This window comes from Streptomyces sp. NPDC096205, assembly GCF_044763135.1.
GTDB lineage: Bacteria > Actinomycetota > Actinomycetes > Streptomycetales > Streptomycetaceae > Streptomyces.
Genome location: NZ_JBIWFS010000001.1, coordinates 1 through 21,954 on the forward strand (window position 1 = coordinate 1; position 21,954 = coordinate 21,954).

The 21,954-nt window shown below is 73.3% G+C and carries 18 protein-coding genes and 1 pseudogene; 6 read left to right on the forward strand and 13 right to left on the reverse strand.

Annotated elements, in window-relative coordinates:
• Positions 1–90: 90 nt before the first annotated feature.
• Both ACIQ6Y_RS00005 and ACIQ6Y_RS00010 read right to left on the reverse strand, forming a co-directional pair.
• Positions 91–1,032 carry a hypothetical protein gene (locus tag ACIQ6Y_RS00005; protein ID WP_404030494.1) on the reverse strand — a complete coding sequence of 314 codons (942 nt, stop codon included), beginning with the start codon at positions 1,030–1,032 and terminating at the stop codon, positions 91–93.
• Positions 1,029–2,681, reverse strand: a complete 1,653-nt coding sequence (locus tag ACIQ6Y_RS00010; protein ID WP_404030497.1) for a protein kinase — start codon at positions 2,679–2,681, stop codon at positions 1,029–1,031. Before ACIQ6Y_RS00010 ends, ACIQ6Y_RS00005 begins: the two co-directional genes overlap by 4 nt.
• 145 nt (positions 2,682–2,826) lie before the next feature.
• On the opposite strand from ACIQ6Y_RS00010, the gene ACIQ6Y_RS00015 reads away from it, so the two are divergent.
• The gene (locus ACIQ6Y_RS00015; RefSeq protein WP_404033619.1) at positions 2,827–6,201 is read left to right on the forward strand and encodes a pyruvate carboxylase; all 3,375 of its coding nucleotides are present in this window, start codon (positions 2,827–2,829) and stop codon (positions 6,199–6,201) included.
• A 220-nt stretch (positions 6,202–6,421) separates the two neighbouring features.
• Here ACIQ6Y_RS00015 and ACIQ6Y_RS00020 read toward each other — a convergent pair whose 3' ends face one another.
• Entirely contained in the window at positions 6,422–7,738 is a 1,317-nt protein-coding gene (locus ACIQ6Y_RS00020) for an MFS transporter (protein ID WP_404030500.1), read from the reverse strand.
• 131 nt (positions 7,739–7,869) lie between these two features.
• On the opposite strand from ACIQ6Y_RS00020, the gene ACIQ6Y_RS00025 reads away from it, so the two are divergent.
• Positions 7,870–8,586 carry a hypothetical protein gene (locus tag ACIQ6Y_RS00025; protein WP_404030503.1) on the forward strand — a complete coding sequence of 239 codons (717 nt, stop codon included), beginning with the start codon at positions 7,870–7,872 and terminating at the stop codon, positions 8,584–8,586.
• On the opposite strand, the gene ACIQ6Y_RS00030 is transcribed toward ACIQ6Y_RS00025, so the two are convergent.
• The 3 genes from ACIQ6Y_RS00030 to ACIQ6Y_RS00040 form a co-directional block, all read right to left on the reverse strand.
• The gene (locus ACIQ6Y_RS00030; protein ID WP_404030506.1) at positions 8,519–9,454 is read right to left on the reverse strand and encodes a hypothetical protein; all 936 of its coding nucleotides are present in this window, start codon (positions 9,452–9,454) and stop codon (positions 8,519–8,521) included. The genes ACIQ6Y_RS00025 and ACIQ6Y_RS00030 overlap by 68 nt on opposite strands.
• A 61-nt stretch (positions 9,455–9,515) precedes the next feature.
• Positions 9,516–10,784, reverse strand: a complete 1,269-nt coding sequence (locus ACIQ6Y_RS00035; protein ID WP_404033621.1) for an MFS transporter — start codon at positions 10,782–10,784, stop codon at positions 9,516–9,518.
• Between the two features lie 301 nt (positions 10,785–11,085).
• Entirely contained in the window at positions 11,086–11,946 is an 861-nt protein-coding gene (locus tag ACIQ6Y_RS00040) for a LysR family transcriptional regulator (protein WP_404030508.1), read from the reverse strand.
• Positions 11,947–12,015: 69 nt separating this feature from the next.
• Between ACIQ6Y_RS00040 and ACIQ6Y_RS00045 the strand changes: the two genes are divergently transcribed.
• A complete protein-coding gene (locus ACIQ6Y_RS00045) occupies positions 12,016–12,906 on the forward strand; it encodes an EamA family transporter (protein WP_404030511.1) in 891 nt (296 codons plus the stop codon).
• Here the strand turns inward: ACIQ6Y_RS00045 and ACIQ6Y_RS00050 are convergent.
• Together ACIQ6Y_RS00050 and ACIQ6Y_RS00055 are read right to left on the reverse strand one after the other, a co-directional pair.
• Positions 12,900–13,760, reverse strand: coding sequence for a hypothetical protein (locus ACIQ6Y_RS00050; protein ID WP_404030513.1), 861 nt, complete (start codon positions 13,758–13,760; stop codon positions 12,900–12,902). The two genes, ACIQ6Y_RS00045 and ACIQ6Y_RS00050, sit on opposite strands and share 7 nt — an antisense overlap.
• A 38-nt stretch (positions 13,761–13,798) precedes the next feature.
• Positions 13,799–15,850 (reverse strand): discoidin domain-containing protein, encoded by a 2,052-nt coding sequence (locus ACIQ6Y_RS00055; protein ID WP_404030516.1) that lies wholly within the window; start codon positions 15,848–15,850, stop codon positions 13,799–13,801.
• Positions 15,851–16,108: 258 nt separating this feature from the next.
• Here ACIQ6Y_RS00055 and ACIQ6Y_RS00060 point away from each other — a divergent pair, with 258 nt between their 5' ends.
• Positions 16,109–16,723 (forward strand): hypothetical protein, encoded by a 615-nt coding sequence (locus ACIQ6Y_RS00060; protein ID WP_404030518.1) that lies wholly within the window; start codon positions 16,109–16,111, stop codon positions 16,721–16,723.
• A 16-nt stretch (positions 16,724–16,739) separates the two neighbouring features.
• Here the strand turns inward: ACIQ6Y_RS00060 and ACIQ6Y_RS00065 are convergent, their stop codons facing one another.
• Both ACIQ6Y_RS00065 and ACIQ6Y_RS00070 read right to left on the reverse strand, forming a co-directional pair.
• Positions 16,740–17,321 (reverse strand): TetR/AcrR family transcriptional regulator, encoded by a 582-nt coding sequence (locus ACIQ6Y_RS00065; RefSeq protein WP_404030521.1) that lies wholly within the window; start codon positions 17,319–17,321, stop codon positions 16,740–16,742.
• Between the two features lie 118 nt (positions 17,322–17,439).
• Positions 17,440–17,838 (reverse strand): DUF4440 domain-containing protein, encoded by a 399-nt coding sequence (locus tag ACIQ6Y_RS00070; RefSeq protein ID WP_404030523.1) that lies wholly within the window; start codon positions 17,836–17,838, stop codon positions 17,440–17,442.
• 150 nt (positions 17,839–17,988) lie between these two features.
• On the opposite strand from ACIQ6Y_RS00070, the gene ACIQ6Y_RS00075 reads away from it, so the two are divergent.
• On the forward strand, positions 17,989–18,402 hold the full coding sequence (locus ACIQ6Y_RS00075; RefSeq protein WP_404030526.1) for a VOC family protein: 414 nt from the start codon (positions 17,989–17,991) through the stop codon (positions 18,400–18,402).
• Positions 18,403–18,414: 12 nt separating this feature from the next.
• Here the strand turns inward: ACIQ6Y_RS00075 and ACIQ6Y_RS00080 are convergent, their stop codons facing one another.
• Positions 18,415–19,386, reverse strand: a complete 972-nt coding sequence (locus ACIQ6Y_RS00080; protein ID WP_404030529.1) for a phosphotransferase family protein — start codon at positions 19,384–19,386, stop codon at positions 18,415–18,417.
• 62 nt (positions 19,387–19,448) lie between these two features.
• Positions 19,449–19,957, reverse strand: a pseudogene (locus ACIQ6Y_RS00085) (GNAT family N-acetyltransferase).
• Between the two features lie 111 nt (positions 19,958–20,068).
• Here ACIQ6Y_RS00085 and ACIQ6Y_RS00090 point away from each other — a divergent pair.
• Entirely contained in the window at positions 20,069–20,836 is a 768-nt protein-coding gene (locus tag ACIQ6Y_RS00090; protein WP_404030531.1) for an SDR family NAD(P)-dependent oxidoreductase, read from the forward strand.
• A gap of 130 nt (positions 20,837–20,966) precedes the next feature.
• Here the strand turns inward: ACIQ6Y_RS00090 and ACIQ6Y_RS00095 are convergent, their stop codons facing one another.
• Positions 20,967–21,869, reverse strand: coding sequence for an aminoglycoside phosphotransferase family protein (locus ACIQ6Y_RS00095; protein WP_404030533.1), 903 nt, complete (start codon positions 21,867–21,869; stop codon positions 20,967–20,969).
• Positions 21,870–21,954: the final 85 nt, after the last annotated feature.

A 21,954-nucleotide genomic window follows, 5' to 3' on the forward strand; every position in this document is an offset into this window, starting at 1 on the left:
AGCCGAGAGTGGGGGAGTCGGCAACCGACGACAACGCCGCAGATGTGCGTGCCAGGCCCCGCGACGCCGGCATGATCCAAACGACAGGCCCTAGGAGCAGTCGTACGTCACCTGGGCTGTGACCGTGTGGGTGGTCGGGGTGAGCAGGCGCAGGTCCGCCTGTCCCGTGAGGTGGCCCTCCCCCTCGAAGGTCCATCGCAGGTGCAGGCGCGCCTCGCGCTGTCCCCGGGCCAGGGTCTCGCGCAGGACGCCGGAGGCGGTGCCGTCGCTGCGGATCCAGCGGTAGGTGAGGGTGCCGGGGCTGCCGTCGGTGGTGACCCGGGCGACGATGTCCGACGTGGTGTCGCAGCCGAGCACCGCCGGACGTGCCGCGACACTCACCGACCGCACCTCGACGGACGAGCCGAGCCGCTGCCAGGCGAGGAACGCCAGCACGCACAGGAGCACCAGCGCGGGCAGGGCGTATCGGCGCAGCCCGGTGCGGGGCCGGGGAGCGGGCGGCTCGGCCACGACGGGCACCTGCCGCAGCGTCCGCTCCGCGAGAGCCGCCGTGACGCCGGGACCGAACCGCAGGACGGTGCCCTCGACACGATCCGGCTGGGGGCCGCCCTCCAGTGCCCCTGGCACGGTGGCATGCGGCCCCGGGCCTTGGATGCGCAGGGTCCCGGTCTCGCCGGACCCCGCCTCCGCCGGCCCCGCGCTCCGATCCCCCGCGGGCACGGTGGCCTGGGCGCCCCGACCCCCGATTCGTACCGTCCCGGTCTCACCGGACCCCGGACCCGACGCCTCAGGCACGGTCTTCTCCGGCTGCCCGTCCTGCATCCGCAGGGTGCCGGTCTCTCCTGGCTCGGGACCCTGCATCCGCACGGTCCCGGTCTCCCCCGGCTCCGGGCCCTGCATCCGCACGGTCCCGGTCTCCCCCGGCTCCGGGCCCTGGATCCAGTGGCTGGCCAGCACGGTGGCGCTGTACTCGTCGTCGGCGGGCTCCGGCCCCGAACCGCGCGGGGGCGTGCTGTCGTCGTGCGTCGTCATCTCAGCTCACACTGCCTGGTCAGAAGCTGCTGCGAGGCCCCGCCGTCGGCGGAGGCGGGGGTGGTGGTGGCCTGCACGGTCCAGTAGCAGCCCCGGCTCTGGAAGGTGTGCTCGACGGTGACCGTGTAGCTGGTGGCGCCGCTGCGCTGGACGGTCTCGGTCGCGCCGTCCGGGGTGCCGGGCTGTCCGGAGGTGTCCCCGGTGAACCACACGACGTTCACGGACACCGGCCCGGTGCCGTCGGTGGTGACGGTGAAGGTGGCGCTCGCGGTGAGCAGGCCCGTCTGCTGGAAGGCCGTCACCGTCACGTACTTGACGGCCGTCGGGGCGTCGCTGGTGGGCGGGGCGCTCGTCGGCGGGGCCTCGGTGTCGCCGGGCGGCGGCGGAGGCGGCGGTTCCGTGGTCTCCGCGGGGGTGGTGGCGGGCGCCGACACAGAGGGCGCGGACGTGGCCGTCGGCGTCTCCGTGACCGACCCCGTCTCCGTCGCCGAGGCCGTCGGTGTCTCGGCCGAAGCCGACGGGGAGGCCGTCCCGGGCACCGAGGGCGAGGCCGATACGCCCGGACTCGCGCTGGTCGTGGCCAGGGCCCGCGCGGCCTCGCCCGGGGCCGCCTCGGAAGCGGGCGGCTGGGCACCGTAGGCGAGGAGGATTCCCAGGAGGACCAGGGCGCCGGACAGGAGGAGTCCCGAGCGGCCCGGCAGCCAGGCGCGGAGGCCGCCGGGGGCGGTGGGGCCGGCCAGGACCGTGCGGGCGGTGTCGACGGTGGTGCGCGGGTCGGTGCGGGGGCGGGGCAGCAGCAGGGGCAGCAGGGCGACGAGGGCTGCGAGCCGGCCCCGGCCGCGCTCCTCCCAGTCGGGGCCGTAGGCGGCACCGGCGGCCGCCTCCAGTTCGCGGACGAACTCCTCGGCGTGGGTGGGTCGTTGGGAAGGGTCTTTGGCCAGGCCCCGGCGGACCAGGTCGCGGACCGGCTCGGGGACCTCCTCCGCGGGGATCGGCGCGTCGACGTGCCGCAGCGCCAGCTCGGCGAGGTTGTCGCCCTGGTAGGGCTTGTGGCGGGTGAGGCACTCGAAGAAGGTGGCCGTCGCCGCGTACACGTCGGCCGCGGGGGAGGCCGGGGCGCCGGTCCACTGCTCGGGCGCCATGTAGGCGGGCGTCCCGGCGATGGTCGCGCTGATGCCGGAGTCGACCGCGATGCCGAAGTCGACCAGACGGGACGTGCCGTCGGGCCGGACCAGGACGTTCTCGGGCTTGTAGTCGCGGTGGACGACCCCGACCCGGTGCGCGTCGGCGAGGCCGAGCAGTGAGCCCTTGAGGACGACCAGGGCGGCCTCCGGCTCCAGGGGCCCCTGCCGGGCCAGCAGCGCCCGCAGGGACACGCCGTCGACCAGCTCCATCACGATCGCGGCGCCGTCGGGGCTCTCGACGTACTCGTACAACCCGGCGACGTACGGGCTCGCCAGTCCGCCCAGGCGCCGGGCCTCGGCCCGGAACTCCTGGACGAAGCCGGGCCGGGTGCGCAGCGAGTCGCTGAGGTATTTGACCGCGACCGGCACGCCGGTCTCGGTGTGCACGGCCAGGACGACCCGGCCGCTCGCGCCTGAGCCGAGTTCCTGTGACTCGGCGTATCCGGGCACCGCCCAAGCATTCATGCGTCCAGAGACACATTTTCGGCCACCGCGGTTGCGGTCGGAACGCACGCGGAGGGGAAGAGTGTCAGTGGCCCGGCTCACATGGCGTACGGAGGGCATGGCCGACACCATGGGCTCGTCCCACCGGCAGGCTGAAGGGATCGGAATGTTCCGCAAGGTGCTGGTCGCCAACCGTGGCGAGATCGCGATTCGCGCGTTCCGCGCCGGCTATGAGCTGGGCGCGCGGACGGTTGCCGTCTTCCCGCACGAGGACCGCAACTCGCTGCACAGGCTGAAGGCCGACGAGGCCTACGAGATCGGCGAGCCGGGACATCCGGTGCGGGCGTATCTCTCCGTGGAGGAGATCGTCGGGGCGGCCCGGCGTGCGGGGGCCGACGCCGTGTATCCCGGTTACGGCTTCCTCTCCGAGAACCCGGAGCTGGCGCGGGCCTGCCAGGAGGCGGGCATCACCTTCGTCGGGCCGGACGCGGAGATCCTGGAGCTGACCGGCAACAAGGCGAGGGCGGTGGCGGCGGCGCGGGCGGCCGGGGTGCCGGTGCTGGGGTCGTCGGCGCCCTCCACCGATGTCGACGAGCTGGTGCGGGCGGCCGGGGAGATCGGCTTCCCGGTGTTCGTGAAGGCCGTCGCGGGCGGCGGCGGGCGCGGTATGCGCCGGGTCGAGGAGCCGGCGCAGTTGCGGGAGGCCATCGAGGCGGCTTCCCGGGAGGCGGCGTCGGCGTTCGGGGACGCGACGGTGTTCCTGGAGAAGGCCGTCGTCGAGCCCCGTCACATCGAGGTGCAGATCCTCGCCGACGGGGCGGGCAATGTCATCCATCTCTTCGAGCGGGACTGTTCGGTGCAGCGCCGGCACCAGAAGGTGATCGAGCTGGCGCCCGCGCCCAATCTCGACCCGGCACTGCGGGACCGTATCTGCGCGGACGCCGTGCGGTTCGCGCGGCAGATCGGCTACCGCAACGCGGGCACGGTGGAGTTCCTCGTCGACCGCGACGGCAACCATGTCTTCATCGAGATGAACCCGCGCATCCAGGTCGAGCACACGGTGACCGAGGAGGTCACCGATGTCGACCTCGTGCAGGCGCAGTTGCGCATCGCCTCCGGCGAGACGCTCGCCGACCTCGGCCTGTCGCAGGAGAACATCACGCTGCGCGGTGCGGCCCTGCAGTGCCGTATCACCACCGAGGACCCGGCCAACGGGTTCCGCCCGGACACCGGCCGGATCAGCGCCTACCGCTCCCCCGGCGGTTCCGGCATCCGGCTGGACGGCGGTACCACGCACGCCGGTTCGGAGATCAGCGCGCACTTCGACTCGATGCTGGTCAAGCTGAGCTGCCGGGGCCGGGACTTCACCACGGCCGTGAACCGCGCCCGGCGCGCCGTCGCCGAGTTCCGTATCCGTGGCGTGGCCACCAACATCCCGTTCCTGCAGGCCGTGCTGGACGATCCGGACTTCCAGGCGGGCCGGGTCACCACCGCGTTCATCGAGCAGCGGCCGCATCTGCTGACCTCCCGGCACTCCGCCGACCGCGGTACGAAGCTGCTGACGTACCTGGCCGACGTGACGGTGAACAAGCCGCACGGTGAGCGGCCTACGCTGATCGACCCGGTGACGAAGCTGCCGCCGCTGCCTTCCGGGGAGCCGCCGGCGGGCTCCCGGCAGCGGCTCGTCGAGCTGGGCCCGGAGGGCTTCGCGCGATGGCTGCGCGAGTCGACGACCCTCGGCGTCACCGACACCACCTTCCGCGATGCCCACCAGTCGCTGCTGGCGACCCGGGTGCGCACCAAGGACATGCTGGCCGTGGCCCCGGTGGTGGCGCGTACGCTGCCGCAGTTGCTGTCCCTGGAGTGCTGGGGCGGGGCGACGTACGACGTGGCGCTGCGGTTCCTCGCCGAGGACCCGTGGGAGCGGCTGGCCGCGCTGCGGGAGGCGGTGCCGAACATCTGCCTGCAGATGCTGCTGCGCGGCCGCAACACCGTGGGCTACACGCCGTATCCGACCGAGGTGACCGACGCGTTCGTGAAAGAGGCGGCGGCCACCGGCATCGACATCTTCCGCATCTTCGACGCGCTGAACGACGTGGACCAGATGCGGCCCGCGATCGACGCCGTACGGGAGACGGGGACGGCGATCGCCGAGGTGGCGCTCTGCTACACGTCGGATCTGTCGGACCCGTCGGAGAAGCTGTACACGCTGGACTACTACCTGCGGCTGGCCGAGCGGATCGTCGAGGCGGGCGCGCATGTGCTGGCCGTCAAGGACATGGCGGGCCTGCTGCGGGCACCGGCCGCGGCGACACTGGTCTCGGCGCTGCGGCGGGAGTTCGGCCTGCCGGTGCATCTGCACACCCATGACACCGCGGGCGGGCAGCTCGCCACCTATCTCGCCGCGGTGCAGGCGGGCGTGGACGCGGTGGACGGGGCGGTGGCCTCCATGGCCGGTACGACGTCCCAGCCGTCCCTGTCCTCGATCGTGGCCGCCACGGACCACTCGGAGCGGCCGACGGGGCTGAGCCTGGCGGCCGTCGGCGATCTGGAGCCGTACTGGGAGAGCGTACGCCAGGTGTACGCCCCCTTCGAGGCGGGCCTGTCCGCGCCGACCGGCCGTGTCTACCACCACGAGATCCCCGGCGGGCAGCTGTCCAACCTGCGCACCCAGGCCGTCGCGCTCGGGCTCGGCGACCGCTTCGAGCAGATCGAGGCGATGTACGCGGCCGCCGACCGGATGCTGGGCCGGCTGGTGAAGGTCACCCCGTCGTCCAAGGTGGTCGGTGACCTGGCGCTGCATCTGGTGGGCGCGGGCGTCGACCCGAAGGACTTCGAGACCAACCCCGATAAGTACGACATCCCGGACTCGGTCATCGGCTTCCTGCGCGGCGAGCTGGGCACCCCGCCCGGCGGCTGGCCGGAGCCGTTCCGCAGCAAGGCGCTGCGCGGACGGGCCGAGGCCAAGCCGATGGCGGAGCTGTCCGCCGAGGACCGGGCCGGGCTGGTCAAGGAGCCGCGGGCCACGCTCAACCGGCTGCTGTTCCCGGCGCCGACGCGGGAGTTCGACAACCACCGGCACGCCTTCGGCGACACCAGCGTGCTCGACAGCAAGGACTTCTTCTACGGGCTGCGGCCCGGCCAGGAGTACGCCATCGACCTGGAGCCCGGGGTCCGGCTGCTGATCGAGCTCCAGGCCGTCGGCGAGGCCGACGAGCGGGGCATGCGCACGGTGATGTCCTCCCTCAACGGCCAGCTCCGCCCCATCCAGGTCCGCGACCGCGCCGCCGCGACCGACGTCCCGGTGACGGAGAAGGCCGACCGGACCAACCCCGGCCATGTCCCCGCCCCCTTCGCGGGCGTGGTCACGCTGGTGGTCACCGAGGGCGACGAGGTGGAGGCCGGGACGACCCTCGCCACCATCGAGGCCATGAAGATGGAGGCCTCCATCACCGCGCCCAGGTCCGGCCGGGTCGCGCGGCTCGCGGTGAACCGGGTCCAGCAGGTGGAGGGTGGTGACCTGCTGGTCGAGCTGGGGTGAGGACACGGCCGGCGGGCCTTGGGGTCGGCTTGGCGGGGAGGGGACTTCGGGCTTCTTCGGGTCCCCGGGCAGGCGCTTCGGGCGGCCCAGCCGGGAAGGAACCCTCGGGCTCAGCCGGGAAGGGCCCTTAGGCTCAGCCTCGGACCGGAGCCCGCTGACGCGGCTCAGGTCGGTGCCGGAGCGGAGGGGCGCCCACCCGGGCAAGCTGTCCCGAGCCGGGTCACGGCCCCGCCGGTTCCTCCTCCGCAGGTCCACGCTGCGGCTCGACGTCGGCAGGCCCGGGCCGCTCTCCCTTCGGGGCTCCCCCCGAGGAGGCGCCGCCATCGCGCCGGAGTTCCGGGGTCGTGCCCGCCACGGTCACCACCGCGGCCAGGCACATCAGGCCGCCCGTGATCAGGGCGGTCGCGCCGGAGGTCCAGCCGGCCAGGACGCCGCCGCGGAGGTTGCCCAGATGCGGTCCCGCCTGGCCGACGATCAGCTCGGCGGCCGTCACCCGGCCCAGCAGGGCGTCGGGCGTGTGGGTCTGGATGATCGTGGTGCGGGACAGGACGGCCACGGAGTCCGCGGCCCCGGCCAGCGCGAGGGTGGCAAAGGCAGCCCAGACGGCCTCGGTCATGCCGAACAGAACGAGGGCGGCGCCCCACGTCCCGGACGCGACCAGCATGACCGGGCCGGGACGGGCCAGCCGGGTGAGCGGCCCGGAGAACGCGGTCGCGGCGACGCCACCGACGGCGAGCGCGGACAGAAACAGGCCGAGGGTGCGCGGATCGCCGCCGAAGCGCTCGGCGTTGACGACCGGGAAGAGGCTGACCGGCATGGCCAGGAGCGTGGCGGCGAGGTCGGTGACGAGCGCGCCGCGCACCACCCGGTGCCCGGTCAGGAAACGCAGCCCGTCCAGGACGCCGTGCACCCCGGCCCGGGACTTCTCGCCCTCGGGCGGCAGCGCGGGCAGGCCGAAGGCGCCGTAGAAGGCGACCCCGAAGCTGACGGCGTCGATCACGTAGCAGACGCCGATGCCCCACCAGCCGAGCACCAGGCCCGCGACGGCCGGGCCGAGCAGCATCATGGCCTGGCCGGTGACCTGGTTGAGGGCGAGTCCGGCGGCGATCTGGTCACGGGGCAGCAGCCGCGGCAGGAACACGCCCGCCGCGGGCGCGCCGAGCGCGCCGAACGCCGACTGCGCCGCGACCAGCGCCAGGATCACGGCGACCGGCACGGTCCCGGCGAACGCCTGGACGGCCAGCAGCACCGAGCACACCGCCTGTCCGACGGTGGCCACCAGGTACACCCGGCGCCGGTCGGACCGGTCGACGAAGGCGCCCGCCACGAGCCCGACTCCGACCAGCGGCAGCGCCTGCGCGAGACCGACGGCTCCGCTCCAGACGGCGCTGTGGGTCATGTCCCACACCTGGTACATCACGGTGACGGCGGTCATGAAGCCGCCGAGCGTGGACACGGTGCGCCCGATCAGCAGCCGCCGGAAGAGGGGCGAGGTCCGCAGGGGGCGTACGTCCAGCAGGGTCCTGGACAGGCTCATGAGGCGAGGGTGGCGGCGTGGTTCACGGCGGGGAGGCTATCCCGGCGCCTCGTCAGGGCTCCACCGAATTACGCACCTGTCGTCGCCGCCTCCCTTGCCCCTGAGGCGTCGGCTGGGCCAAGGTGCTGGGCATGACGGCCGCCGACGCCCCGGAGGAAGAGCCGCGAGGTGAGGACGGCACGCCGTCGGTCCCCCGCCCGCGCCCCGGCAGCCTGTCCATCTGGCTGGGGCTGTTGGCCCTGTTGCTCGGTGTGGCGGTGGTGCTGGGCGGTCTGCTGAGCATCGGCGCGACGATGAGCCCCGTGGCGGACCCGTTGACCGTGGACGTGGGCAGGCCGACCGCCGAGAAGTGGACGGTGCTTCCGTGCCCCGGGGACACGGGCCCTGCGTCCCCGGCCTGCCCCCGGACGCCGGTGCGCACGGCGCGGCTGCACATCACCGTGCAGGCGCGCGGCATCGACGTATTCGTGACCGCTCTGACCCTGCGGCCACGTCCTGAAGCACGGCACACGCGCCCCGCCGTACCGGCCGGTACGGCCCCGCCGACGCTACGGCTCCCCGCACGGGCCGACACGGAACTGCTCGCGCCCGCCCGTGCGCTGCTCCTGAAGGCCGGGGAGCCCGAGACCTTCGACGTCACGCTGGTGGACGCCTCCGGCAGGTCCGCCACCGAGCCCTGGGTCGCGACCCTCTGCGTGCGCGCCGAGGCGGAGACGCGGGAGTTCACGATGGTCGCCGGGGACTGCCGGTACGGCGTGCTCGTACACCCGCGTGCCACCGTCAGCTCCCGGGCTCCCGGAACTCCATCCGCACCTCCAGGTCCTTCGGGTCGCTCGGCAGGACGATGACGGGGCCTCGCTCGGGGTGCCAGTTCTCCGGGACGAGGAAGCAGCGGCTGCCCGACCTGATGAGGAGCTTCAGGCCGGTGATGCGGTAGCGGTACAGCGGCTCGGCTCCCACGGGCCGCTTCAGCCGCACCGACCGGACTCCGGGGGCCGGGTCGGGGAACAGGTCGTCCTTGCTGTAGACGACGACGTCGGGGGCGTCGGGAAGCGCACCGAGGGTGGTCTGCGCGGTTCGGCGGCCCACGGTCTCCGCGTACCCGGCCGCCGCCGCGAACAGCGACAGCATGGCCAGCACGATCGCCATGCCCCGCCACAGCGGGCTCCGTGCGCGCGGTTGCCCGGGAGCGAGGACATCGCCGTAGGCCACCGCCGCGAAGCCGGCCGTCATCAAGGCCGGGCCCAGCGGCGGCTCCGTCCCGCTGCCGCTGTCCAGCAGCGCCACGACGGCCAGGCCCAGCAGCACCCCGGCGAACCCGGCCTGTTCGAGCACCCGCCCGAGCCGCCGCGTCAGCTCCGGGTCGGACTCGGCGCGCTGCCGTACGACGTGGTGGGCGTGCACGCAGAAGAAGGCCACCAGGCCGAGCGTGAGGAGGGTGGGATAGGCGAGCCGGACGCCGCGCACCATGTAGTCGACCGTCGAGAAGTCCAACAGGCTGGTGTCGACCCGGAAGTAGCGGTACGCGGCGCGCGTGGAGACCCAGCCGAAGTAGAACATCAGCGCGGTCAGCAGCGCCGTCTGCGAGGCGAGCGAGGTGAGCAGCGAGGCCGTCCTGCCGCCACGCACCTCTTCCGCACCGCCCGCCTCCCCCGGCGCCGGGTCCTGCGGCCCTGGGTCCTCCGACCGCACTTCGCCCCCACTGGCTCCCGTCACGGCCCCATCCTCGGTCCTCGCCTGCCCGTGGCACAGGCGAACGGCGGGACTGCGGTGGCTGTCAGGCCGCCGGGGCCAGCGCCTCCCGCTCGCGCAGATCCTCGTGCAGGGCCGGCACCGGGACGGTGACCGGAGTGCGGCGGGAGCGGAACAGGAAGCCGGTGCCGATGACGCCGGCGATGAGGAGGCCGCCGGTGACCAGGGCGCCGCGTGCTCCGGCGTGTTCCATGAGGAAGCCGAGGGCGGGCGGGCCGCCGAGGCCCCAGACGGTGGCGATGGTGCCCCAGACGCCGAGCACGCGGCCGCGCATCCGGGCGGGCGGGTCGGTCTGGAGAACGGAGGTGCCCGCGGTGTCGGACACCGACTCGACGATGGCCATCGGCAGCACGAGCGCCAGCAGTACGGTCATCGACGGCGACAGCCCGGCCGCCACCTGGAGAAGCCCACCGCCGGCGGCGAGCATGCCGACGAGGCGTACGGAGGGCCGGCGCAGCCGGGCGCCGAGGACGGCGCCGAGGATGCCGCCGACGGCGAGGACGGTGGAGACGGTGCCGAAAGCGCCGGCGCCGCCCGCGAGGGGGCCGGTGACCAGGACGGCGAGAGTGAGTCCGTAGTTGCGGCCGAAGACCGCGCTCACGCCGGTGATTCCGGCGAGCGCGACCAGCCGCGGCCGGCGCAGGAAGAACATCAGGCCCTCGCGCACGGTCATGGCGTCGCCGGGCGCGTCGGGCCCCTTCGCAGGCGCCAGCTCCGTGCGCTCCTTCGCGGACGCGGGCTCGGTGTGCCGCACGGGCCGCAGGAACGGGATGACCGCCGCCACGAACAGGAAGGACAGACCGTTCGCCGCGTACGCCGCGGCCGTGCCGACGAAGGCGACCGTGGCTCCGGCGAGCCCGGCCCCCACGAGCCGGCCGGCGCTGTGCACCAGGGAGCCGACGCCGATGGCCGACGGCACGTCCTGCGGCGGCACCAGGTCGTTGCCCAGCAGGGCGCAGGCGGGCCCGTCGACGGTGGCGACGACACCGGTCACGGCGGCGAGCACCATCAGGGTCGTGACGTCCAGCCGGTCCAGCGCGACCAGCGTGGCCGTGGCGAAGGCGACGAGGCCGAGCAGCGCCTGGCTGACGGCGGCCGTCAGACGCCGGGGCCAGCGGTCGACGGCGGCGCCGCCGAACACGCTGATGAGCAGCGCGGGCGCGGCCTGCACGGACATCGACAGGCCGGTGGCGGCGGCGGAGCCGGTGATCTGCAGCACAAGCAGGTTCTGCACGGTGAGCTGCATCCAGGTGCCGGCGTTCGACACGAAGTTGGCCAGCGACCACCAGCGCATGCTGCGGTGGCGCAGCGAACGCCACGGCGAGTGGGAGGCGGACGAGGACACGGCGGAGACAGGTGAGGAAGGCACGGTGAAGTCACTCGGGAGGAGTCCGGCGGGACTCGGAGGGGGTGTTCCGGCGGGAGTGGGAACACCGGCTGCGCTGCGCGGCTCACTCCTCGGTGCCGGATGACGGCGTCGCCCATCGTGGCAGACGGGGTCGGAGAGGCACGGGTCGTACGGCCGTTACTCCGGTCACACGCTCCGGGCCGCACCCGTCCTGTGCTCGTACGTTGCCGGATGCGGGTGTTCCGGATCACGCGGCGCGGGCGACGACCTCCCGTACGAGTGCCAGCAGGTCCGGTACCGCGGGGTGTCCCGGTCCGTCGCGCCAGGCGAGGAGGACGGGGACGGGCGGCGCGTCGGCGAGGGGGCGGTAGGCGAGTGCGGGGTGGGCGTGGTTGCTCGGGGTGGCCGAGGTGGACACGCCGACCGCGCGGCCGGCGGCGATGGCGATGATCCACTCGTCGGTGTTGGTCACCTCGACGCTCGCGGCCGGCCGCCGCCCGGCCGGCCACAGGTCCAGGGTCGTGGTGCCGGACACGGTGTTCAGGGCGATGGTGTGTGCGGCGAGGTCCGCGAGGGTCACGCGGGGCAGCGCGGCGAGCGGGCTGTCCGCCGCCACGACGACGACCCGCTCCTCCGACAGCAGCAGTTCGGTGCGCACGCCGGGAGCGGTGACCTGGCCGCGCAGCAGCGCCGCGTCGACCTTGCCCTGGGTGAGTCCCGCCGTACGGTCGTCGACGCGCAGCAGTTCCAGGGGCACGTCCGGGTACGTCTCGTCCCAGCGGCGCAGCAGCGGCACGGTGTGATCGCCGAGCGCGGCCCAGGTGTGGCCGAGGCGCAGCGGCCAGCCGCGCAGTCCGGCGGGGTCGAGGGCGGTCTCCACGGCGGCGAGCGCGGCCCGCGCCTTGTCCCGGAAGGTCCGGCCCTCCGCGGTGAGCCGCAGGTGATGGGTGGACCGGTCGACGAGCCGGGCGCCCAGGTGGTCCTCCAGCTGGCGCAGGGTGCGCGAGAGGGCGGGCTGCCCGAGGTGGAGCCGGGCGGCGGCACGGGTGACGTTGCCTTCGTCGGCGATGGCGAGGAAGGCCCGCAGATGCCGCAGCTCGATGGTCATGCTTCAGGAGCATAACCGCAGCGGAATCGGCATTTCACGGGCGGCAGCGCGCTCCTTAGCGTGGAGGGCATGACGACTCCGGTGCGCGACACTACGGCCACTGCACTCTCTCTACGATCCTCCGCGCGGCCCGGCACACTCGCCGGGGTCGGCCTGGTGCTGGCCGGGGCGGTGTCGGTGCAGTTCGGCTCCGCCTGCGCGGCCCTGCTGTTCCCTCGGGCCGGGGCGCTCGGCACGGTCGCGCTGCGGGTGACCCTGGCGGCGGTGCTGCTGCTGGTGGTGGCGCGGCCACGGCTGCGGGGCCTCTCGCGCGGCGACTGGGCGGTGGCGGCGGGGTACGGGCTCGCCCTCGGCTGTATGAACGTCCTCTTCTACCAGGCGATCGACCGGATTCCGCTCGGCCCCGCGGTGACCCTGGAGGTGCTGGGTCCGCTGCTGCTGTCGGTGCTCGCCGCGCGCCGGGCCTCCGGTGTGCTGTGGGCCGTGCTGGCGCTGGCGGGGGTCGCGCTGCTGGGCGGCGGCGTGGGCGGGCTCGACCTGGCGGGCGTGGGCTTCGCGCTGGCCGCGGGCGGGATGTGGGCGTCGTACATCGTGCTCGGTTCCCGTGCGGGCAGCCGTTTCCCGCGGCTGGACGGGCTGGCCGTCGCGATGGCGGTCGCGGCGCTGGTCAGCCTGCCGCTGGGCGTCGCCTCGGCGGGCGGGGCCCTGCTGGAGCCGGGCGTGCTGGTGCTGGGCCTGGGCATCGCGGTGCTGAGCTCGGGCGTGCCCTACACCCTGGAGCTGCTCGCGCTGCGGCGGCTGCCCGCGGCGACCTTCGCGGTGCTGATGAGCCTGGCGCCCGCCCTGGCCGCGCTGGCGGGTCTGCTGGTGCTGGGCCAGGGCCTGTCCGGGGTGCAGTGCGCGGCCGTCGCGATGGTGGTGGCGGCCGGCGCGGGGGCAGTGCGGACGGGGTCTCAGTGAGCTCTGCGGGGCGGCAGTCCCATCGGGTTCGGGAAGGGTATGACCCCACTGGCGAGGACCTGCTCGGCCAGGGAGGTCAGCTCCTCGACCAGGCGGGAGGCCTCGTGCGGTGCCAGGACGCGGTAGGGCCGGACGGCGAGTTCGTCGGTGCGGGCCTCGATGTGTGCGCGCATGGCCTCTCCGTCGGCGGTGAGGGAGTCGGCGTCCTTCAGCAGGCCGCGCGCGGTGAGCCGGTCGAGGGCGGCCTGCCACTCCTCGGCGGACCAGCCGCGGTTGTCCCGCAGCACCTCCACGGGCACCTGCTCGCCGGCCGCGAAGAGGACATGCGCCTCGCAGCCGTCGAGGCCCTCGGCGGTCAGGACGGCGACATGGCCGTCGCCCCGATGCTCGCGCAGCGCGGTCGCGGCCTGCCACAGGGCGCCGACCGGGTCCTCGGGCGCGGGCACGTCCCGGTTGGCGGCGAACAGCGGCCGTCCCGCTCCGTCGGCGGCCGCGACGACCCGCTCCAGCAGCTCCGCGACCGGCGCCGCCCCCTCGGCCACCGCGGGTGCCACCCGGCGCAGGGCGGCGGTGGCCGCGTCGGCGCGGGCGCGCAGAACCGCCTCGGGCGAGGCGAAGTCCCAGGCGTCGGGCAGGGCGCGGCGGACCATCGCGGGGTGGAAGTTGTAGAAGGCCGCCTCCACCACGCCGGGCGTGACCGCGCCGAGCGGTGCGGCCCGCAGGGCGAAGTAGCCCATCCAGAAACCGCGCAGGCCCACCGCGCGAGCGGCCTCACGGCTCTCCGGCGCGAAGTACGTGACGGCGTGCAGGGGTTCGAGCACCTGCCAGACCGAGCGAGCGTAACCGGCATCCATGCACGGCAGTCTGGCAGACGGCACTGACATGCGGCCCGTCAGCCGCTGTGGACGCTCACCTCGTGCAGCGAGTACCCCCAGTCCGTGCCCCGGTCGAGGAGTTGCACGCGCACGTACCGGGCGGGCGTCCCGGTGAAGTCGGCCGTGTCCAGGCCGCCGTCGCCGGTGGTCGTGGACCAGACGGTCCGCCAGTCGGTGCCGTCGGTGGAGAGGTCGATCCGGTACGCACGCGCGTAGGCGCGCTCCCAGTCGAGGGTGACGCGGCCGACGCGGTGGGTGGTGCCGAGGTCGAGGCGCAGCCACTGGTCGTCGCTCCAGTGGCTCGCCCAGCGGGTGTCGCGCGAGCCGTCCACGGCCCGGCCCGGCGCGTAGCTGGTGAACGGGTTCCACTCGGCCGAACTGGCCGTGGCAGCGGCCCCCTTGGCGAGGTTCACTGCGGCCTGGTGGCGTTCGGTCGCGCCCCAGGTGTCGAGGTAGGACTCGGCGCCCCGGAAGAGGTCGTCGACCACGTCCTGGCCGCCGACCAGCCGGATGTCCTCGATCCAGTCGGGGACCAGTCCGTAGTGGGCGGCCCCGTCGGTGTTCAGGTCCCAGGTGCGCTCGCCGGTGGTCTGCCGGTCGATGAGGGAGCCGCCGTCGACGCTGCGGAAGGGGTACCTGACGGGGTTGGGGGCGTCGGCGCCGCGCGGGCCGGGCCAGCCGCCGACGCCGTTCATGTCGGTGCCGTAGCCGTAGCCGACGCCGTACTTGTCGCGCAGCGCGTCGGTGCGCCTCGCCTCCGCGCTGAAGCCCTCGGAGCCGTGCATGTACTGGGCGATGAACCCGCCGAGGGAGTAGACGCGTTCGGTCCAGTTCAGGTCCATCCAGCTGTGGGAGGAGATCACGCCCGGGTAGGACGCGGCCTGGAAGAGGTCGAGGGCCCGGCCGGTGGCCTTGACGCTCATGTGATCGATCTCGAGCATCATCTTGCGTTTCATCATGCCGCGCACGGCGTACTCCCCCAGCTCCGTCAACCCGCGTACGTTGCACTGCGCGTCGGCGGCGTACGACGGGACGGAGACGCCCGCCGGGAGCTTCGCCTCGGCGCCGGGGGCGGAGGCCAGGCCGATGGGGTTGTCGTGCTGCGGGCCGGTGCACTTCTCCGTGCGCCAGAAGGTGCCGGTCGACAGGAACTGGCCGACGTTGATGGCGGTGCCGAGCGTGCCTTCGTCGAAGCGGACGCCGCACAGGGCGTTGTCGAACTTGTGGCACAGGAACATGCTGCGCACACCGAGCGCGTACAGCTCGTCCAGCCCCTTGTCGATGTCCTCCCTGCTGCACTGCGGGATGTCGAGGATCTGCTTGCAGCCGAAGGGTTCGGAGGTCTCCACGCCGAGGATCACGGCCAGCTTGCCCTGCTGGACGACCTGGCGGGCCTGCGCGCTGTCGGTGACGATCCGGAACCAGCCCTTGCCGGGACCGCCGTACATCCTGTCGACGTAGGCCTGGAGGTCGTAGCTCAGCTTCGCTTGGAGACGGATCGACGTCATCTCGTCGCAGGAGCGGTCCTTGAAGAAGTACACCGAGCAGATCACGCCGTTGGTGACGAGGTCGTTGACGAGGACGCGCTGGCCACCGCGCCAGGCGCGCTCCACCCAGGCGTAGTAGTTCTGCTGGTGGGTGAGCGAGTCATGGGCGGGCCAGTCCTTGAACGTGGGCCAGCCGACGGGGTCGTGGCGGCCGTCGCCGCCCTTGGTGATGAAGTCGAAGACGGCGAGGGAGCCGTCGGGGTAGTGCTCGGGACAGTCCTTGAGGGCGTCGGCGACACCGGCTTCGGAGAAGGTCTTCCCGCAGATGAGGCGGCCGCCGAACGCCTCGTTGGAGAACAGGTGGTTGTGGGCGTCGACGAATCCGCGGACCTCGCCGCGGGAGTCCATGCCCTGGAACGGCTCGCCCGTCACGCCGATCCGCGCGTCCGGCGCCGGCCGTGCGGTCGGGTTCCACCAGTCGTCGGCTCCTGCGGCGGAGCTCGGCGCGGGGCCGAGGGCCATCGCCAGCACGAGCATCAGCAGCGTGACGGCGGCGACGTACGGGTGCCGAACCTTGGCCATCGACCCACGTCCCTCGGTCGTAACGGGCAGGTTGTTGTCATGCCCAGGGAAAGTTACCGACGAGGATCGTCAGGGGCGCGCGAGGAGTCAAGGGTCGTGCCGGCCTCCGAAGTGGGCGGATGTAGCCGTTCCGTGACGAATGAGACCACTTTGTGTCGGGACACGGGGCAACGGACCGACACGGCCACGGGTCGTACCGGTCACAGTCACTGCCACGACACACCTCCCAGTGCGACGACACACCTCCCAGGGGGCACCATGACTCACCGTTCTCGACGGATCCGACCGACCCTCGCCGCGCTTGCGACCGGCACCGCGCTCGCCGTCGGCGTGGCCGCGCCCGCGGCGACCGCCGCCTCCGGCGGCCCGGCGTTCCTCAAGCCGGGCGAGCTGCCCCCGCACCCCACCTCACCCTGGTACGCGGGCCGGGTGACCCCCGGGCAGCCGGACCCGCTGCCGATCTGCGTCGGCGAGTCGCTGCCGTCCATCTCCTCCCACCGCACGTTCTGGACCGAGTACGACACCAACGCGCTGCAGGTGACCGTCGTGGAGCGCAGCGCGCAGCGGGCCGAGAACTTCGCCGCGCTGCTGCGCAAGAAGATCCGCGACTGCGCGACCACGCTCGAACGGCAGGACCCGGACATGACGGCGACCGGCAGGTACTACGGCCGCCTGAACGTCGAGGAGGGCGCCGACGTCTACGGTCTGCACACCGCGTCGAGCTGGGGCGCCTCGGACATCGCCCTGCTCTCGGTCGGGCGGGACGGCCGTACGGTGACGTTCGTGAAGTGGGCGCAGATGGGCACCTTCCGGGACGCCCAGGTCGCGGACTTCAGGAAGACCACCAGGACGGCGGTGAACAAGCTCTACTGAACGCGGTGAACAAGCTCTACTGAACGCCGGGCACCAGACGGTCGACCGCCGCCGCGACGAGCTGGTCGCGCTCCGCCGCCGACAGCACGTCCGGGAGGGTGAGCTGCTCGACGATCAGCCAGTTCAGCGCCAGGTACAGCAGGCGTACGGCGGTGGCGTCGCCGGGCAGTCCCGACTCCTCGTGGTAGGCGACGTTGGCGTCCAGGTCGGTGCGCACCTGCTCGGTCAGCAGGGCGCGCAGCCCCGGTCGCCGCGTGGCCTCCAGGCGCAGCTCCAGCAGCGCCAGGTAGCCGGCCCGGAACGCGCTGACCCGGCAGACCAGTTCCCGCATCAGTTCCGTGTACGTCTCCCGGTCGCGGGCGGCCGTACGGTGCCGGGCGAGGACCGACTCGTCCGGCCGGAGCCGCTCGTAGACGCGGGCGCCGGTCTGGGTGAGGAGGTCGTCGCGGTTGGCGAAGTAGTTGGAGGCGGTCCCGACGGGCACGTCGGCCTCGGCGTCCACCGCGCGGAAGGTCAGGCCGCGCGCGCCCTCGCGGGCCAGCACCTCGATGGCGGCGTCCACCAGGGCGGCCCGCCGCTGATCGTTCCTGCGCACCATTGCATCCACTCCGCTTGCCGTACGACGGCCGCAGACTACTACAGATGAAGTGGCCAGGCGCCCCGTGGTCGGAGTCGCGTGGGCGTGCCCTGGTCGGAGTCGGGTGGGCGTGCCCTGGTCAGAGTCGCGTGGGCGTGCCCTGGTTGTGGAACATCTGCCAGCGACCCGGCGCCACGCGGCGCCACAGGGACGTCCGGTGCGACCAGCGGCCGTCGATGCACGCCGTGTACTTGAGCATGACCAGCCCGTCGGCCAGCCGTACGCCCCGCATGGCCTCCACCCCGATGGGTTCGCCTTCGGGGTCGGTGTAAGCCGCGACGCGCTCGGCGGTCCCCTCGAAGAAGATCTCCCGGCCCGAGGCGCCGAACTCGTGGAAGTCCGGGGCGAGGAAGCTCCTCAGCCGGTCGGCGTCGGCCCGGCAGGCGGGCGACAGCGTCTCGTACTCGGCGGCCATCGCCTCCGCCACCTGCGGGTCGTCACCGCCGTGGACCGTGTGGTTCGACTGGTTCGACGTCATGGCCGAAGGACTATCACGCACCGCTCACGCACCTGACGCCGGATGTCGCGTGGCCGGTGTCCGGCGGCCGGGTCCGTCCGGCGGGCCGCTGTCAGTGCCCCGCGCTAGTCTGCGCGTAATCGACCTATCCGCCCGTTCCGGGAGGTATTCATGGCTTCGCGCCTCAACCCCTACCTCAGCTTCGACGGCGACGCCCGCCAGGCGATGGAGTTCTACAAGGAGGTCTTCGGCGGCACCCTCACGCTGAACACCTACGCCGACTTCGGCCCCGAGGGCGTCCCCCAGCCCGACAACATCATGCACGCCATGTTGGAGACCTCCGCGGGCTTCACCCTGATGGGCGCCGACTCCCCGCCCGGCATGGAGGTCAAGGCGGGCAACAACATCGCGGTGTCCGTCAGCGGGGACGACGACGCCGCGCTGCGCGGCTACTGGGAGAAGCTGTCAGCCGACAGCCAGGTGTCCGTGCCGCTGGACAAGCAGATGTGGGGCGATGTGTTCGGCATGTGCACCGACCGTTTCGGCGTCAGCTGGATGATCGACATCACCGAGCCCCAGAGCTGATCCAGCCGCCCTTCACGCCGTACCGAACCACGCCTCGGCGAGCGCGGCCGGGCTCTCCTCGGCGGGGACGCCCAACTCCCGTATGTACCAGGGGAGATTGCTGTACACATGCAGCAGCGTGTACGCGAGCAGCTCGTCCGGCCGGAAGGTGCGTCCGTAGGCGCGGCAGAGCCGGGCCAGCAGGGCCGGGTCGCCGCGGGTGACGAACAGGCCGACGCCCACGAAGTCGTAGGCGGGGTCGCCGATCATCGCGGGTTCGAAGTCGAACAGGCCGGTCAGGCGCGGGCCGTCCGCCGGGTCGGCCATGTCGGCCATGTCGGCCATCTCGGCCATCTCGGCCATCTCGGCCAGGAAGTGCTGCCGCATCACCTCCGTGTGCAGCAAGGAGGGCCGCGGGGCGCGCGGCAGCGGGGTCGCGGCGAGGAAGTCCGGGATCTGCTCCAGCCATGCCTCGGACAGCCCCTTGCGGCGCTGCTGCTCCACCGCACCGGCCGTCTGACGGTCCACGAACGCGCCCCAGTCCCCGGGGCCGAGCACGTCCGCCAGCGGGGCCGGGTCCAGGGAGTGCAGGACGGCGAGGGTCTCGCCGACCTCGGTGACGACCCGTTCGCGCTGCGGCCGGGACAGGCGCTCCCAGACTCCGGCGAGGTTCTCGCCGCGCAGCCGGGACATCAGCACGTACCGCCAGCCGTTCTCGTACGTCCCGAAGTCCCGCACCCGCGGTGTCGGCACCGGCAGCCGGTCCTCGAGGTGGGCGAGGACCCTGCCCTCGGCGAGCCCGTCCGCGGCCGCGGCGGCGGGGAACAGCTTGAGGACGAGGTCGTCACCGACCGCGTACACGGGCTGCGACCCGTCGGCGAACCGGCTCAGCGACGCCCCCGCCAGCCCGAGGCGCGCACAGAGATCCTCGACGCCGGGCCGCATCACACCCTCGTCCGGGACGATCGCGTCCCACTGGGCATCGGTCTCCACGACAGGCAGCATGATCGGGACCCTAGGAGGCGGGGTGCCGGAGGGCAACGGGATTTCCCGGGCTCGGGCGGGCGTCAGGTCAGGTCGGTGCGCGGGTCGATCGACCAGTGGTTGGTGCGCAGGACGCGGTCGGCGCGAAGGGGGTGTCCCGTTGTCCGAGCAGACGGAAGCCGAGGGAGCTGCAGATGGCGTTGGAGGCGGTGTTGCCGACGGCCGGGAAGGCGTGGACGGTGCCCCAGCGGTCCTCGTCGCGGGCCCGCTGGAGCAGGGCACGGGCGGCGCGTCCGCCCAGGCCACGGCCCTGGTGCTCGGGCAGGATCATCCAGCCGATCTCCGACAGGGGGCCGTCGTCCGTCTCGTGGGACCACAGGGTCACCAGCCCGGCCACGTCGGGGCGGTCCGGGTCGGGGACGATCACCTTGATCCAGGCCGTGTCGGCCGCCGCATCCAGGGCGTCGCGGCGCACCTTGTCCGCCATCCCCTCGCGCGGCAGCGGGCCGCCGAGGTCGGCCATCATCACGGGGTCGCAGCGCATCCGCAGATAGGCGTCGACGTCGTCGGGTGTGACATTGCGCAGGTGCACCAAGCCCTCCTCGGCCGTGGGGCGGTGGGTCCCATGATCCGGCACCTGGGGGCGGGGCGTAGCGTGGGGACGGCTTCTCGCCGACTCGTCGCCGAACGGAAAGGCATCCGCATGAACCTGCCCGCATCGGGCCGCCGTGTCCTCGTCAGCGGTGCCTCGCGAGGGCTCGGCCGCGCGGTGGCGCAGGCGTTCGCGGCCAACGGCGACCGGGTCGCCGTGCACTACGGCTCCCGCGCCGAGGAGGCCCGCGCGACCCTGGACTCCCTCACCGGCACCGGGCATGCCCTCACGGGCGGCGACCTCGCGGACCCGGCCGGGGCCGCGGCGGTGGTGGACGCGGCGGCCGACGCGCTCGGCGGGATCGACGTACTGGTGAACAACGCGGCCGTGAACGTACGGCATCCGCTCGCCGAGACACCGTACGAGGAGTGGGTGGCGGTGTGGCAGCGGCATGTGGCCGTGAACCTCCTCGCCACGGCCAACCTGAGTCATCTCGCGGCGCGCCGGATGATCGACCAGAGCACGGGCGGACGCATCGTCAACATCGGCTCCCGGGGCGCCTTCCGCGGCGAGCCGGACCACCCCGCCTACGGGGCGACCAAGGCCGCGGTGCACGCGCTCGGCCAGTCCCTCGCGGTGTCCCTGGCCCCATACGGCATCGGTGTCGCGTCCGTCGCGCCCGGCTTCTTCGCCACCGAGCGGGTCTCCCCGCGCCTGGACGGGCCCGAGGGCGCCGCGATCCGCGCGCAGAGCCCCTTCGGGCGGGTGGCGGAGCCGGAGGAGATCGCGGCGGCCGTACTATGGCTGGCCTCACCCGAGGCCGAGTGGTCCTCGGGCGCGATTCTGGACCTCAACGGGGCGTCGTACCTGCGTACTTGAGCCGACCGGACGTGTGGACCCGTCGGACGCGTGAGCCCGCCGGACGCGTGAGCCCAGCGGAGCGTGAGCTGACCGGACTCGTAAGCCCACCGCACCCGTAAGCCCACCTCACGCCTGAGCCCATCGGCCGCTACGCCGTCTCCGCCAGCACGGCCCGGATCACATGCCGCGCGTTGCCCGCCATCGCCGGGTTGGTGTCGCGGTAGTGGGGCAGGGCGATCAGGGCCTGGGAGAGGGTGCGCGCCCGGCCTCGCCGCCAGGTCGCCTCGTCGACGCCGAGCGCGTCGCGGAAGACCTGGCGGGCGTCGGCGGGCAGCAGGTTCCACGCCGGGAAGAGGTCGCAGGCCGGGTCGCCCACGCCCATGCAGCCGAAGTCGATGACCGAGCCGAGCCTGCCGCCGCGCAGGAGGAGGTTGCCCGGCATCAGGTCGGCGTGCAGCCACACCCGTGTCCGCTCGCCCTCGGGCGCCCGCAGGGCGTCCTCCCACACGGCGGTCACGGCGTCGCAGTCGACGCCTTCCTGCGGGAGTGCCCGCAGTCGCTCGATCGCCGCACGGGTCTCTGTGTCCTGGAGGGCGAGCGGCCCGCCGCGGTACGCCGGGGGCGCCCCGGGCAGGGTGATGCCGCGCATCGCCGTGACGAACGCCGCCAAGTCCTCGGCCAGCAGCACCGGTTCGGCCAGCGCACCCGCCTCCGGGTTCTCCCCGTCCAGCCACCGGTACACCGACCACGGCCACGGATACCCCTCGGCCGCCTTCCCGGCCCCCAGCACCTCGGGCACGGCCGCGGGCAGCAGGGCCGCCAGACGCGGCAGCCACTCCTGCTCCGTCGTCACGTCCGGCGCACCACCCCGCACCAACGGCAGCCGTACGACCATGTCGTCGCCGAGGCGGTACATGGCGTTGACCGTGCCACCGGACGCGATCCGCCGGACCGGCAGGCCGGACCACCGGGGGAACTGCCCCGCCACCAACCGCCGTACGAGATCGTCGTCGAGGGGCGGCCGGCCGGGATGCATCTGTCCTGCGCTCATGGGACGCCATCCGACCGGTGGACGGCGACGGCGGTCAACCGCATTTGCCGGCCGCGGGCCTTTACCCCGGAGGTAATCGCCCCGG